Origin of the sequence: Ramlibacter sp., assembly GCF_028291745.1 — a bacterium.
Classification (GTDB): Bacteria; Pseudomonadota; Gammaproteobacteria; order Burkholderiales; family Burkholderiaceae_C; genus Ramlibacter.
On the sequence record NZ_JAQGNQ010000045.1, the window covers coordinates 1 to 12,900 of the forward strand.

At 69.9% G+C, this 12,900-nt stretch carries 15 protein-coding genes; 11 read left to right on the forward strand and 4 right to left on the reverse strand.

Going from position 1 to position 12,900, the window contains the following annotated elements; translation table 11 throughout:
- From JWP60_RS06615 to JWP60_RS06655, 9 genes are all read left to right on the forward strand, one after another.
- A partial coding sequence (locus JWP60_RS06615; RefSeq protein ID WP_299788087.1) for an FUSC family protein occupies positions 1-348 on the forward strand: 348 nt, incomplete at its 5' end.
- Positions 345-557: a DUF1656 domain-containing protein gene (locus JWP60_RS06620; protein WP_299788090.1), complete on the forward strand. Its 213-nt coding sequence runs from the start codon at positions 345-347 to the stop codon at positions 555-557. The genes JWP60_RS06615 and JWP60_RS06620, both read left to right, overlap by 4 nt.
- Positions 554-1,507, forward strand: a complete 954-nt coding sequence (locus tag JWP60_RS06625) for an HlyD family secretion protein (protein WP_299788093.1) — start codon at positions 554-556, stop codon at positions 1,505-1,507. Before JWP60_RS06620 ends, JWP60_RS06625 begins: the two co-directional genes overlap by 4 nt.
- Before the next feature lie 7 nt (positions 1,508-1,514).
- Complete coding sequence (locus JWP60_RS06630; protein WP_299788096.1) at positions 1,515-2,987, forward strand: TolC family protein; 1,473 nt, start codon at positions 1,515-1,517, stop codon at positions 2,985-2,987.
- A gap of 120 nt (positions 2,988-3,107) precedes the next feature.
- Positions 3,108-4,247 carry a patatin-like phospholipase family protein gene (locus JWP60_RS06635; protein WP_299788232.1) on the forward strand — a complete coding sequence of 380 codons (1,140 nt, stop codon included), beginning with the start codon at positions 3,108-3,110 and terminating at the stop codon, positions 4,245-4,247.
- A 32-nt stretch (positions 4,248-4,279) separates the two neighbouring features.
- Entirely contained in the window at positions 4,280-5,062 is a 783-nt protein-coding gene (locus JWP60_RS06640; RefSeq protein ID WP_299788099.1) for a 3-hydroxybutyrate dehydrogenase, read from the forward strand.
- A 53-nt stretch (positions 5,063-5,115) separates the two neighbouring features.
- Positions 5,116-5,799, forward strand: a complete 684-nt coding sequence (locus tag JWP60_RS06645) for a response regulator transcription factor (protein ID WP_299788102.1) — start codon at positions 5,116-5,118, stop codon at positions 5,797-5,799.
- Complete coding sequence (locus JWP60_RS06650) at positions 5,796-7,148, forward strand: ATP-binding protein (RefSeq protein ID WP_299788105.1); 1,353 nt, start codon at positions 5,796-5,798, stop codon at positions 7,146-7,148. Before JWP60_RS06645 ends, JWP60_RS06650 begins: the two co-directional genes overlap by 4 nt.
- Positions 7,149-7,291: 143 nt before the next feature.
- Complete coding sequence (locus JWP60_RS06655) at positions 7,292-7,651, forward strand: DUF4148 domain-containing protein (protein WP_299788108.1); 360 nt, start codon at positions 7,292-7,294, stop codon at positions 7,649-7,651.
- Here JWP60_RS06655 and JWP60_RS06660 read toward each other — a convergent pair whose 3' ends face one another.
- A complete protein-coding gene (locus tag JWP60_RS06660) occupies positions 7,652-8,017 on the reverse strand; it encodes a hypothetical protein (protein ID WP_299788111.1) in 366 nt (121 codons plus the stop codon).
- 256 nt (positions 8,018-8,273) lie between these two features.
- Between JWP60_RS06660 and JWP60_RS06665 the strand changes: the two genes are divergently transcribed.
- Both JWP60_RS06665 and JWP60_RS06670 read left to right on the forward strand, forming a co-directional pair.
- Complete coding sequence (locus tag JWP60_RS06665) at positions 8,274-8,462, forward strand: hypothetical protein (protein WP_299788114.1); 189 nt, start codon at positions 8,274-8,276, stop codon at positions 8,460-8,462.
- A 77-nt stretch (positions 8,463-8,539) separates the two neighbouring features.
- Positions 8,540-9,517 carry a cation diffusion facilitator family transporter gene (locus JWP60_RS06670; RefSeq protein ID WP_299788117.1) on the forward strand — a complete coding sequence of 326 codons (978 nt, stop codon included), beginning with the start codon at positions 8,540-8,542 and terminating at the stop codon, positions 9,515-9,517.
- 37 nt (positions 9,518-9,554) lie between these two features.
- Here the strand turns inward: JWP60_RS06670 and JWP60_RS06675 are convergent, their stop codons facing one another.
- The 3 genes from JWP60_RS06675 to JWP60_RS06685 form a co-directional block, all read right to left on the reverse strand.
- Entirely contained in the window at positions 9,555-10,763 is a 1,209-nt protein-coding gene (locus tag JWP60_RS06675) for a hypothetical protein (RefSeq protein WP_299788120.1), read from the reverse strand.
- Positions 10,764-10,904: 141 nt separating this feature from the next.
- Positions 10,905-12,158 carry a HAMP domain-containing sensor histidine kinase gene (locus JWP60_RS06680; RefSeq protein WP_299788123.1) on the reverse strand — a complete coding sequence of 418 codons (1,254 nt, stop codon included), beginning with the start codon at positions 12,156-12,158 and terminating at the stop codon, positions 10,905-10,907.
- Entirely contained in the window at positions 12,148-12,879 is a 732-nt protein-coding gene (locus tag JWP60_RS06685) for a response regulator transcription factor (protein WP_299788126.1), read from the reverse strand. The genes JWP60_RS06680 and JWP60_RS06685 overlap by 11 nt, the downstream gene beginning before the upstream one ends.
- Positions 12,880-12,900: the final 21 nt, after the last annotated feature.

Here is a 12,900-nt window from a genome sequence, read left to right on the forward strand (position 1 = left end):
GGCGGGCGCGACGAGGGGCCGGCGCGCGACGCGCTGCACGACCTGCGCACGGGCGCCGACATCGTCGCGCTGCAAGGCGCCCGCGAGGGGCTGCCGCGCGGCGTTGCGGAAGTGGTGCTGCGCGAACTGGCCGCCCTGTTCTTCGGGCGCCGCGCCCTGCCCCTCGCGGCGCAAGCCGGTGCGATGCTGCCGCGGCTCGATGCCGCACTCGATGCGGCCGTGCACCAGCGCGCCGACGACGACGCGCAGCGGCGCGCTCTCGCGGCGCTGGTGGGCCTGCGGCGCAACCTCTTTCCCGACGCGCCGCCGGTGCGGCCCGCGGTCCCCATGCCAGGAGAGCCGCGGTGATCGGCGACGCTTCCCTCTACGGCCTCTATGTGCCCTGGCTGCTGGTGCTGTGCGGACTCGGGCTCGCGGTGTCGTGGGCGGTGCGCCGCCTGCTGGCCGCGATCGGCTTCTATCGCTGGGTGTGGCACCCGGCCCTCTTCGACCTGGCGCTGTACGCGCTCGTGGTGTGCGGCCTCGCGGCCGCCACCTCACCCCTGACAAGCGCATGACTGCAAGAACCTGGGCGGCCCACGGCCGCATGATGAACGTGGCGCGCGCCCTCGTGACGCTGGCCGCCGTCGCGGCAGCGAGCTGGGCCGTGCTGCGCCTGTGGGACCACTACGAACTGGCACCGTGGACGCGCGACGGCCGCGTGCGGGCGAGCGTCGTGCAGATCGCGCCCGACGTGTCGGGCCTGGTCAGCGAGGTGCCCGTGCACGACAACCAGACCGTGCGTGCCGGCGATGCGCTGTTCAACGTGGACCCTGCCCGCTATGAGCTCGCGGTCCGCCAGGCCGAGGCTGCAGTTGCGGCGCAGCGCATCGTGCTGGCGCAGGCGCTGCGCGAGGACCGCCGCAGCGCGGGCCTGGCCGACCTGATCTCGCAGGAGACGCGCGAGCAGACCCGCATGCACGTGGACCAGGCCCGCGCTGGCGTGGCGCAGGGCGAACTCGCGGTGGCGGCCGCGCGCCTGAACCTGCAGCGCGCCCAGGTCAAGGCACCGGTTGCCGGCATCGTCACCAACCTCGACCTGCGCGCTGGCGGCTACGCCAGCGCCGGGCGGCCGGTGCTGGCGCTGGTCGACATGCGCTCGCTCTACGTCGAGGGCTATTTCGAGGAGACCAAGCTGCGACGCATCCGCATCGGCGACCGCGTGCGCGTGCAGCTGATGGCCGGCTCCGGGGTGCTGGCAGGGACCGTGGACAGCATCGCCGCCGGCATCGCCGACCGCGACCGCTCCACCAGCGCCGACCTGCTGCCCAACGTGAATCCCACCTTCAACTGGGTGCGGCTTGCCCAGCGCGTGCCGGTGCGCGTGCGGCTGGATCCGCTGCCCGCCGACTTGCGGCTGGTGGCCGGCGAGACCGTGAGCGTGGAGGTGATGCAGGGCTCGGGCCTGGATGCCGAGGCCGCCGCTGCCGCGGCGCGCGCGCCTGTGCCCGCAGCGGCGAGGAGCTGAAGAAGCGATGGCCATGCCGTTCTCGCGCCCGCTCGCCGCTGGCACCCTCGCCGCACTGCTTGCTGCCTGCAGCACGAGCCCGGTGGGTCCGGACTATCACGTGCCCGAGCAGGCCCTGGTGCGGCAACCGGCCGCGGCGGCGTCCTTCGATAGCTCGGCCGCGGCGGAGCACCAGGTCGCCGACGCCGCACCGCTGCCGGCCCATTGGTGGCGCCTGTACCAGGACCCCGCCCTCGACGCCCTGGTGCAGCAGGCCCTGCAGCACAACACCGACTTGCGCCAGGCCGCGGCCAATCTCGAGCGGGTGCAGGCGATGGCGGTGGAGGCAGGGGCCGCGCAGTCCGTGCACGTGGGTATGGATGCAGCCCCGGTCTATGGCCATGTGTCCGGCTTGTCGCTGCTGCAGCCCGGCTACCAGCCGCCGACGCGGGGCATGGACAGTGTCGGCGTCACGCTGTCGTACCAGCTCGATCTGTTCGGCCAGATCCGCCGTGGCATCGAGGCCGCCGAGGCGGGCACGGGCTCGGCGCAGGCAGCGCTGGACCTCGCCCGCGTGAACGTTGCCGGCGGCACCGCGCGCGCTTATGCGCTGGCCTGTTCCGCGGGCCTGCGGCTGCGCACCGCGCAGCATTCGATCGCCCTGCAGCAGCAGGCCCTGGACGTCTCGCAGCGGCTGCAGCAGGCTGGCCGCGTGGACGTACTCGATGTCGGCCGCGCGCAGTCGCAGTTGCATCAACTGCGGGCCACCGTCCCCGCACTGCAGGCGCAGCGGCAGGGCGCCTTGCTGCAACTGCAGACGCTGACCGGCACGATTCCCGGCACTGCGCTGCCCCCGGCGGTAGCGAACTGCGAGCGCGCGCCCGTGCTGGCGCAGGCGATCCCGGTCGGTGATGGCGCCGCGCTGCTGCGCCGCCGCCCCGACGTTCGCGAGGCTGAACGCGAACTGGCCGCGGCCACTGCTCGCATCGGTGTCGTCACCGCCGACCTGTACCCGAAGATCGCGCTCGGCCTGTCGGCGTCGAGCGCATCGCCGATGTCGGATTTCGGCGCCCGCGATTCGATCGGCTGGAGCGCCGGTCCGCTGATCTCGTGGACCCTGCCGAACACCGGTGCCGTGCAGGCACGCATCGGCCAGGCGCAAGCCGGTGCCCGCGGCGCGCTCGCGCATTTCGACGGCACGGTGCTGGCCGCCTTGCGTGAAACGGAAACCGCGCTGGACGCCTATGCCCGCGAGCTCGATCGCCGCGCCGCGCTTACTGCCGCCCGCGAAGCCGCGGGCCGCGTCGCCGAACAGGCCCGACGCCTGTACCGCGCGGGCAAGACGGGCTCGCTGGAGACGCTGGACGCCGAGCGCTCGCTGGCGGCCGCCGAGGCGGCGCTGGCCGAGACCCAGGCGCAACTCGCCGACGACCAGATCCGCTTGTTCATGGCGCTGGGCGGCGGCTGGGAAGCGCCAGGGGAACAGGCGGCGGCGCGCTGAGCGGAGGGCCTGTGCACTGCCCTGAAGATGTCGGATGACATCTTTCATGGAGGTCGACGGGCCCGGCCATCGCGTATGCTCCAGCCGAAATGAAGGCTTGCGTTGGCTGATTCCGTCTCCATGACCACGGCCGCCAAGGCGCTGGTGCTGCAAGGCGGCGGCGCCCTGGGCGCCTACCAGGCCGGCGTCTACGAAGCGCTTTGCGAGAACCAGAGCAAGCTCGATTGGGTGGCCGGCGTTTCCATCGGCGCCGTCAACGCCGCATTGATCGCCGGCAACGCCCCCGAGCACCGGGTCGCGCGCCTGCGGGAATTCTGGCAATTGCTGTCCTCCGCCCCCGCGCAGAACCTGCCGCTGCACTGGGGCGAGCGCTCGTTCCTGAACCAGTGGAGCGCTGCCGCCGGTGCGCTGGTGGGCATCCCCGGCCTGTTTCGTCCGCGCGTGGATCCATCCCTGCTGCTCGGCGGGGCGGCGCCGGTGCTGAGCTACTACGACACGGCGCCGCTGAAGGCCGCGCTGGAGCGGCTGGTCGACTTCGATCGCATCAACCGGCGCGAGATGCGCCTGAGCGTGGGCGCCGTCAACGTGCGCACCGGCAATTCGACCTATTTCGACAACAGCACGCAGCGCATCGGCGTCGAACACATCATGGCCAGCGGCGCCCTGCCCCCGGGCTTTCCGCCGGTGCACATAGCAGGGCAGGATTACTGGGATGGCGGCATCCTGTCGAACACGCCCCTGCAGTACGTGCTCGATTCGTTTCCGCGCAGCCGCCGGCTGGTGGTGCTGCAGGTCGACCTGTTCAGCGCCCGCGGGCCGATGCCCCACACGCTGTCGGAAGTGGTCGAGCGGCAAAAGGACATCACGTATTCCAGCCGCACCCGCATGAACACCGACGCGCTCGCCGCCAACGTGAACCTGCAGCAGGCGCTGGCCGACCTGATCGCCAGGCTGCCCCCGCGCCTGCGCAACGACCCCGCGGTGCACGCCCTGAACGAGCACATGACGCACCAGCCGATCGACATCGTGCACCTGATCTACCGCGACAAGCCCTACGAGCTCGACTCGAAGGACTACGAGTTCTCGCGTGCCATGGTCGAAGAGCACTGGCAGGCCGGCGCGCGCGACATGCGCAACACCATCGCGCATCCCGAGTGGCTGCAACGCGCCACGCAGGACGGGGTCACCACCTTCGACCTCACCGAGCCCGGTGGCGCCAAGGTGCGGCGGCCCGGCCCCGACACCGAGGCCGCGGGATGAACATGGCCCAACACCCCCACCAGGAGCTTTCCATGCAACTCAAGGACAAGGTCGCCTTCATCACCGGCTCGGCCAGCGGCATCGGCAAGGAGATCGCCATCGTGTATGCCCGCGAGGGCGCCAGCATCGTCATCGCCGACCTGAACAAGGCGGCGGCCGATGCCACTGCCGCTGAACTCACGGCCAGCGGTGCAAAGGCCGTCGGCGTCGCCGTGGACGTCACCAGCGAGGAGCAGGTGAACGCGGCGGTCGAACAGGGGGCCGCGGCTTTCGGCGGCATCGACATCCTGGTCAGCAATGCCGGCATCCAGATCGTGCATCCGCTGGAGGAGTTCTCCTTTGCCGACTGGAAGAAGATGCTCGCGATCCATCTCGATGGCGCCTTCCTCACCACCCGCGCCTGCCTGAAGCACATGTACGCGCAGGGCCGCGGCGGCAGCGTGATCTACATGGGATCGGTGCACTCCAAGGAAGCGTCGCTGCTGAAGGCGCCGTACGTCACCGCCAAGCACGGCCTGATCGGCCTGTGCAAGACCGTGGCCAAGGAGGGTGCCCGGCACAACGTGCGCGCCAACGTGATCTGCCCCGGCTTCGTGCGCACCCCGCTGGTGGAAAAGCAGATCCCCGAACAGGCGAAGACGCTCGGGATCAGCGAAGACGACGTGATCCGCAAGGTGATGCTCAAGGACACCGTGGACGGCGAGTTCACCACCACCGACGACGTCGCCCAGGTCGCGCTGATGTTCGCGGCCTTCCCGACCAATGCGCTCACCGGCCAGTCGCTGGTGGTGAGCCACGGCTGGTTCATGCAGTAGGGCTAATGCACGCCTAAGACTGCAGTGCTAGGGTGCGCGCAGGAGCCTGAACCATGCGTGTGCTGTTGGTCGAAGACGACGAGATGATCGGCCGCAGCCTGCGGGAAGCCCTGTCTGCGCGCGGCTGGTCGGTCGATTGGGTGAAAGACGGCCTGCTGGCGCAAAGCGCCTGGGCCGACGGCGACTATGCCTGCGTGCTGCTCGACCTGGGCCTGCCCAAGCGCGACGGCGTCGAGGTGCTGCGGCAGGCGCGCGGGCGCGGCGATGCCACGCCGGTGGTCGTGCTCACCGCGCGCGACGGCGTCGACGATCGCATCTACGGCCTGGACGTCGGCGCCGACGACTACCTGCTCAAGCCCTATGAAGTCCGCGAGCTGGTGGCGCGCATGCGGGCCGTCATCCGGCGGCGGGACGGCAGCGCGCATTCGCTCGTCGGCAACGCTGCGCTGCAACTGGATCTCACCACGCGCGAGGTGCTGCTGGCCGGAGAACGCTCGCAGCTGTCCGCGCGCGAATTCGCACTGCTGCACGCGCTGCTCGAACGGCCTGGCGCGATCCTGTCGCGCGAGCAACTGGAGAACCGGATCTACGGCTGGGGCGACGAGGTGAGCAGCAATGCGGTGGACGTGCTGATCCACGGCATGCGCCGCAAGCTCGGGCCTGATGCGATCCGCAACGTGCGCGGGCTCGGTTGGCGCGTGGCGATGCCCACCGCCGACGCAAGGAGCGCCGCGTGAAGTGGAGCGTCTTCCCTGCGGGCCGCCTGTGTTCGTTGCGCCGCGCGCTGCTGCTCTGGCTGGTGCCGCTGTTCCTCGCCGTGGGCAGCGCGGCGGCGGCACTGTCCTATTGGTCGTATGCGCAGATGGTCGATGCCTTCATGGACGACCAGATGCAGCAGCTCGCCGCCACCATTGCGGCCAATCCGGGCGTTCATCCGGCGCCCCAGAGCGCCGAACGTGTGCACCGATGGGGCGCTTACGTGGTGCAGGTGTACGGGCCCGACGGGCGCCTGCGCGCGACCTCGTCCGCGGACGTCGAGCTCGGACTGGTGGCGCAGGAGGGCTTCCACGACGCGGCGGCCGGCGGCTTGCGCTGGCGCGTGTACACGGTGCCGGCTGCCGCCGCGGCGCCGGACCGCGTGCAGGTCCTGCAAAGCGCGGCCTTCCGCGACCGGCTCGCCGCCGAACGTGCGGGCGCCGCGGTGGCGCCCGTGCTGCTGCTGCTGCCGCTGTCGCTGTTCATCCTGTGGGCCCTGGCCCGCGCCATGTCGCTGGCCTTGCGCGACATCGCATGCCAGGCGGCGCAGCAGGACGAACACCACATCGCCGAACTGTCGGTGCGCGGCGTCCCGCAGGAGATCGTGCCCATGGTGCTGTCCTTCAACAGCCTGCTGCGGCGCTTGCGCGAGGCATTCGCCACGCAACGGCGCTTCGTGCAGGACGCCGCGCACGAACTGCGCACGCCCATCACGGCCATCGCCCTGCAGCTGGAAAACATGCACCAGGACGTGCAGTGCGAGGCGGCCGCCGGGCGCTACGGGCAACTGCACGCCGGCGTGCGCCGGGCGCAGCGGCTGGTGGAGCAGTTGCTGCGACTGTCACGCCAGGAGGCCGCCGGCGCCGATGGTCCGGCGATGGTCGACCTGCAGGCGCAGCTGCGCGAGAGCATGAACACGCTGATCGGCCTGGCCGACCAGCGCAGCATCGATCTCGGCTTCGTCGGCCCGCCACCGGCGGCGCGGCCGCTCACCCTGCACTGCGTCGCGGGTGACCTGCGCAGCCTGCTCGACAACCTGATCGAGAACGCGCTGCGCTACACGCCGCAAGGGGGCGTGGTCGACGTACGCCTGCTGCAGGAGCAAGGCCGCATTGCCGTGGAAGTGGTGGACACCGGTCCGGGCATTCCGCAGGACCTCCTGCCCCGGGTGTTCGATCGCTTCTTCCGCGTGCCGGGCACGAGTGCCGAGGGCAGCGGCCTGGGCCTCGCCATCGCGCGCGGCGCGGCGCAGCGCTGCGGGCTCGCGCTCACGCTGCGCAATCGCGGCGACCGCAGCGGCCTGGTCGCGCGCATCGAGGCGCTTGCCTAGTTCACAGGCGCTAAGTCGTGGCTAAGAGAAGCCTCAGGCGCCGCTAACTCCAGGTTCCTACATTGAGTGAACGGTTGGTGCGGGCATGAAAGCAGCACTGGCCGCGAAAGTCACCCTGACCACTCACTGAACGAGGAACCATCATGAACCGCTACCTGATCGCATCCGTGCTCGCCATCGCCGCCGCCGCCACCAGCGTTGCCTTTGCCGACGACATCACCGTGGACCCGAATCCCTTCGCGTCGACGCTGACCCGTGGCGAAGTGAACGCGCAGCTGCAGCAGTACCGCACCGCGCGCGTCAACCCGTGGGCGACCAGCTACAACCAGCTCGCGGGATTCAAGAGCTCGCGCACGCGCGCGGAGGTCACCGCCGAATTCCTGCAGGCCCGCGACGAAGTCGCGGCCCTGAACGGGGAAGACAGCGGTGCGTCCTGGCTCGCGGCGCAAGCGCGGCACGCCGCCCCACCCGTGGCGGTGGGCGGCATGCTGCTGGCGCACTAGTTAGTAGCCGTTGCGGATCACCGTCACGCGGCGGTTGACCCCGTAGCCCGGACGATGCCCGTCGCGCACGATCACGTGGCGCATCGGCTCGTAGCGGTGGCGGACCACCACGGTGCGGTGCATGCGCGGGCCGAAGTCGCCGGCCTCGCCATAACGCGTGGAACGCCGCACGAACGTGCTGCCATCGGGGCGGTCGACGCGCACCGTCCGGTGAACCCCGTTGAATTCGTCCGAGCGCACGTGCTTGGTCACCACGGCGCCGTCAGGCCGCTGGTGCGTGACGGTCAAGTCTTGCGCGAAAGCCTGGCTGGTCGCGAAACCGGTGGCGGCGACCGCCACGGCAATGGCAATGGTCCTGATATTCATGGTTCTACTCCTTGGATTGCAAACGATGGGGACAGCGTACGGGCTGCCCGTCATCTTTGGAGCGCGAGCCATCGGACATGATCGAAGGACGCGGGTGCGTGCCGATGCAGGCCTGCTCCGACGGCGTCTGAAACTGGCGGTGCGCCGTTCACCCCACCGGCCACCCGCTTCCTACAAGCGCATGCCGTGTCCACTGACCGCACGCTGCCCACGGTGGGGCCACATTGTTGTCTCCACAAATCTCTCGGGAGACACCATGAAATACCAGATCGCCTTCGCATCCGTCTTCGCTGCCCTGGTCGCGGTCTCCGCGCCGGCCAGTGCCGGAGCCCTGAAGGGTGCCGCCGTCGGTGCCGCGGTGGGTCACGTCGCGGGTCACCATGCCGCGCTCGGCGCTGCCGCCGGCGCCGCGATCGGACATCACCGGGCGAACAAGAAGGGCTGAGCCGCCGCCGGTGGGGTGGGTCGCCTGCGCCGGGGCGACAATAGGGGGAACCCGGGTGCCCGGAAGGAAAAGGAAGCATGGGGCAAGTTCACCAGCATCACCACCACAACGAACACAACGAACACAGCGAACACAGCGGACACGGCCACCACCATCACGGCCACCACCACCACGAACTCCCGAAGCAGATGGGGAGGGCTTTCCTGATCGGGATTGCGCTGAACCTCTTGTTCGTGCTGTGCGAGTGGTTCTTCGGGGTGGCATCCCACTCGCTGGCCCTGCTGGCGGACGCCACGCACAACCTGGGCGATGTGCTCGGGCTGGTGATGGCATGGGGTGCGTCCGTCCTCGGGCGACGCGCTCCCACCGACCGGTTTACCTACGGGCTGCGCGGCACGTCCATTCTTTCGACGCTGGCCAACGCGATGATCCTCGTCCTGTTGACCGGGGGCCTCGCATGGGCAGCGATCCAGCGTTTCGACGACCCTCAGCCGGTGGTCGGCACCACCGTGATCGCAGTGGCGCTAGCGGGCGTGCTGGTCAACGGCATCAGCGCCTGGCTCCTCAATGCCGGCCAGCAGCACGACATGAACGTCCGCGGCGCCTACCTGCACATGGCCGCCGATGCGGCGGCCTCGCTGGGGGTCGCGATCGCAGGCGTCGTGGTGCTCTTCACCGGGTGGACATGGCTCGACCCCGCCGTCACGCTGGCCCTGGCCGCCGTGATCCTGGTGGGCACGTGGAGCCTGCTGCGCGATGCGCTGAAGCTCGCCTTGCAGGCCGTGCCCCAGCAGATCGACATCGACCAGGTTCGCGGCTTCCTGGCCAGGCTGCCCGGAGTGACGGAAGTGCACGACCTGCACATCTGGGGCATGAGCACCACCGAGAACGCCATGACGGCGCACCTGGTGATTCCGCAAGGACACCCCGGCGACACCTTCCTGCAGACGGTGGCCCACGCCATCGAGCACGACTACTCCATCCACCACGTGACCTTGCAGATCGAACTGGCCGACGGCACCGCCTGTGCGCTGGCGCCTGCCCACGTGGTGTAGCAGCCGGCCCGCGCACCAGTCGCGCGGGCCGTAACTTCTAACGCGTACTGAACGTCAGCAACTGCGCCGGCTCCGCGCCGCAGCTGGCGCAACCCGCCGGCGACGGCCCGGAGGAGGCCGGCAGGAAGGCCTTGGAGGTCACCGGGTCGACCGCCACCGAGTGGGCGTTGTTGCCGGTGGCCACCTGCACGACGAGGCTACGCGTCGCGGCGTCGATCACGCCCAGCACCGGCGTGCAGGGCGAGGCCGCACTGCAGTTGCCACCCACGGACGCGAGTCCGTTGGCGGTCCAGCGACTGGCGGCGGTGTAGTAGCGGTTGGTCGAGGCGTCGAACTCGAGCTGGTCGCCGCCGCCCGCGTTCACCGAGGCCAGGATCGCTCCGTTGGTGCGGTCCATGATCTGCACCAGCAGCGGCGCACCGGTGGTGGCTTCGCGGCAGTTGACGGCGATGTCGTTGCCCGGGCCGAAGGCCAGCCCGGTCGGATCGCAGTTCCCTTCGGCGAACATGCGAACCCCCGCCAGCGCGGTGTAGTTCACCGTGCCGCCGGCCGGGATGGCGCGGATCGAGGCACCCGTCATCACGTCCAGTTCGCCGTGCGGGTTCGCCGTGGTTCCGTCGTTGTTGACGAAGAAGGTGTCGCTGTTGGCGTCGTAGCGACACTGCTCCAGGCCTGCCGAGGGCGCGCCGGCGGCGTCGGTGAACGTGACGTGCGCGACCACGGTCTGCGTATTGGTATTGATGAAGGTCGCGAACGGGATGGGGGCCTCCGGCGTGGAGATCATGTAGATCCCATGCACGGCGTCGACGCAGCCCTCGTCGGCGCGCGTGTTGGACGTGCCGACCACGATGGTCTTCAGCACCTGCTGGGCGGCCGGGTCAACAATCTTCACCGAATTGACGTCGCCGACGTACAGCAGGTTGCCGACCGCATTGATACCGTCGGGTCCCGAGGTCGCGTTGGCCGCCGTGAGCCCGGCAAATGCGTTGGCACCGGTGCCCCTGATCTGCGCCACGATCGCGCTGTTGCTGGTGTCGAAGACATCCACCGCGGCATTGTTCCGGTCGGTGACGTAGTAGCGGTTGCCCACCACGACGCCGAGGTCGAAACCGAAATTGGTTCCGGTGCCCACGCCGGGAATGGGCGTTTGCGCGATCTGGCGCACGACCGGGGTGTTGTCTCCACCACCCCCGCATGCTGCCAGTGTGAGTGCAAGCCCGAGAGCGGGCATCAGTTTCAGCCTCATTTGTTGTCTCCTTTGTTGAGCACCCCGTATGGGGGCTCACAGAGACTAGACTTGCCGGCGCAAGCGAACCTCAGGGTTATCGCGGAGAACACCGCTCCAGTCGGGGCTGCGGTTACGTGCCGTTGCGAACCTGACGCGAGGCTACTCGACCATGGGCTCCGCCGGAAAAGCCATCGCGAAGCGCGCGCCGCCGGAGATCGATGCCTGCACGGTGATCGTCCAGCGCAGGTGCTCGCAGACCCGCTGCACGATCGCCAGGCCCAGCCCGGAGCCGGCGGGGCGCTCGCTGGCCCGCACGTAGCGCTCGAACACCACGCGGCGGATCTCTTGCGGGATCCCGCTGCCGCTGTCTTCCACCACGATGCAACGCTGCTGCAACAGCACGCGCACATAGCCGGTCTCCGTGAACTGGCAGGCGTTGCGGATCAGGTTGCCCACGGCAGTGGCCACGAGCTCGGAGGGGCCGAAAGCCTGCGCCGTCGGGTCCTCGAGCACCAGTTCCAGCGAGACCGGCTTGCCCGCCAGCAAGGGCCGACAGCGCTCCACCTCGTGCGCCAGCAGATGCGGCAGGTCCACGGACGGGAATTCCAGGTGCTCGGGCGCGCGGGACAGCAGCAGCAGCGCGGAAACGCGATCGCCGGTTTCCACCGCGGTGCGGCGGATGCGCTCGACGAAGGGGAGCAGGTCCGGGCGGTCCGGCAGGCGGGCGGCCAACACCTCGGCGGCCCCGAGCATCACGGTCAGCGGCGTGCGCAACTCGTGGCTCACGTCTCCGGTGAACAGCTGCTCGCGCGTGAGGAAGCGTTGCATCTCGTCCTGGTGCACGGCCAGCGCGCGGGCCAGCACGCCGACCTCGTCGCCGCGCCAGAGCGCCAGCGGATCCTTGTCGAGCCCGTTGCGAGTGACCGCATCCGCCAGGTGCACCAGCGGCAGGATCACGCGCCGCGCGGTGACGGCCCCCAGCCCCAGGGCCAAGGCGATGCACAAGGCCGACGTGCCGGCCAGCGCAGCCCACAGCTGGCCCTCGTTGCGCTCGAAATCGCTCTCGTCGTCGACCACCGCAAAGCGGTGGCCGCCCTGCTGGCGGATCAGGACATGCAGCACGCGATCGCCGAGTTCGAGTTCCTGCACGTCCCCAGCTGCCAACTCGCGCATGGCTGCAGGGATATCGTCATCCTGGTAGACCTCGGGATCGCCGCCGACCGCACCACGCGCGTGCCGCACGTGGTTGCGGATCAGGTCGTCGGCCGATTTGACCATGCGGTCGTTCAACAGCCGGTCCTCCAGCGCGTGGATTCCGACCAGCAGCAGCAGCGCGTAGACGGTGCAGACGATCGCGGTCAGGATGACGAAGGCCTGCACGATGCGCGAACGCAGCGAGGATTTACCCAGCATGGCCGCCATCCAGGCAGTAGCCGACGCCCGCGACCGTGCGCAGCAGCGGCGTGGCGAAATCGCGGTCGATTTCCTGCCGCAACACGTGCATGTGCACGCGCAAGGCGTCGCTGGCGGGCGGACTGTCGCCCCACAGCTCGCGCTCCAGTTCGGCCCGCGTCAGCACCCGCGGCATCGCCCGCATCAGCGCCGACAGCAGCTTCACGCCCGTGGGCGTCAGGCGCAGCCGGCGGCCCGCGCGCGTGGCGACCAGCGTGCGCAGGTCCAGCTGCAGGTCTGCCAGTACGAGCATCGCCGCGACGTGCGCACCGCGGGCGCGCCGGTGCAGCGCCTTCAGCCGCACGTCGAGTTCGACCAGCGAGAAGGGCTTGACCAGGTAGTCGTCGGCGCCGGCGTCGAAGCCGGCGACCTTGTCCTGCAGCGTGTCGCGCGCGGTGAGCATCAGCACCGGCGTGGGCTGCCGCAGCACCTGGCGCAGCTTGCGGCAGACCTCGATGCCGTCCATGCCGGGCAGCATCAGGTCCAGCACGATCACGTCGTAGTTGTGCCGGCCCGCCTGCGCCAGGCCCGCGGGGCCGGTGCACGCCGAATCGATCAGGTAGCCGAGCGGCTCGAGAAAGGCATGCAGGTTGGCGAGGATGTCGTGGTGGTCCTCGATCACCAGGATGTGCGGGGCGCGCGGGGCGTCCGGCGCGCTGGGGTGGGCTGCTGCGGTGGTCATCGGGGCCTGCGAAAGCGGCGG

Bases quoted from the DNA above. Each gene is read 5' to 3' on its own strand.
- JWP60_RS06625 (WP_299788093.1), top strand. From the start codon at position 554: ATGACTGCAAGAACCTGGGCGGCCCACGGCCGCATGATGAACGTGGCG.
- JWP60_RS06630 (WP_299788096.1), top strand. From the start codon at position 1,515: ATGGCCATGCCGTTCTCGCGCCCGCTCGCCGCTGGCACCCTCGCCGCA.
- JWP60_RS06635 (WP_299788232.1), top strand. From the start codon at position 3,108: ATGACCACGGCCGCCAAGGCGCTGGTGCTGCAAGGCGGCGGCGCCCTG.
- JWP60_RS06640 (WP_299788099.1), top strand. From the start codon at position 4,280: ATGCAACTCAAGGACAAGGTCGCCTTCATCACCGGCTCGGCCAGCGGC.
- JWP60_RS06645 (WP_299788102.1), top strand. From the start codon at position 5,116: ATGCGTGTGCTGTTGGTCGAAGACGACGAGATGATCGGCCGCAGCCTG.
- JWP60_RS06655 (WP_299788108.1), top strand. From the start codon at position 7,292: ATGAACCGCTACCTGATCGCATCCGTGCTCGCCATCGCCGCCGCCGCC.
- JWP60_RS06660 (WP_299788111.1), bottom strand. From the start codon at position 8,017: ATGAATATCAGGACCATTGCCATTGCCGTGGCGGTCGCCGCCACCGGT.
- JWP60_RS06665 (WP_299788114.1), top strand. From the start codon at position 8,274: ATGAAATACCAGATCGCCTTCGCATCCGTCTTCGCTGCCCTGGTCGCG.
- JWP60_RS06670 (WP_299788117.1), top strand. From the start codon at position 8,540: ATGGGGCAAGTTCACCAGCATCACCACCACAACGAACACAACGAACAC.
- JWP60_RS06675 (WP_299788120.1), bottom strand. From the start codon at position 10,763: ATGAGGCTGAAACTGATGCCCGCTCTCGGGCTTGCACTCACACTGGCA.
- JWP60_RS06680 (WP_299788123.1), bottom strand. From the start codon at position 12,158: ATGCTGGGTAAATCCTCGCTGCGTTCGCGCATCGTGCAGGCCTTCGTC.
- JWP60_RS06685 (WP_299788126.1), bottom strand. From the start codon at position 12,879: ATGACCACCGCAGCAGCCCACCCCAGCGCGCCGGACGCCCCGCGCGCC.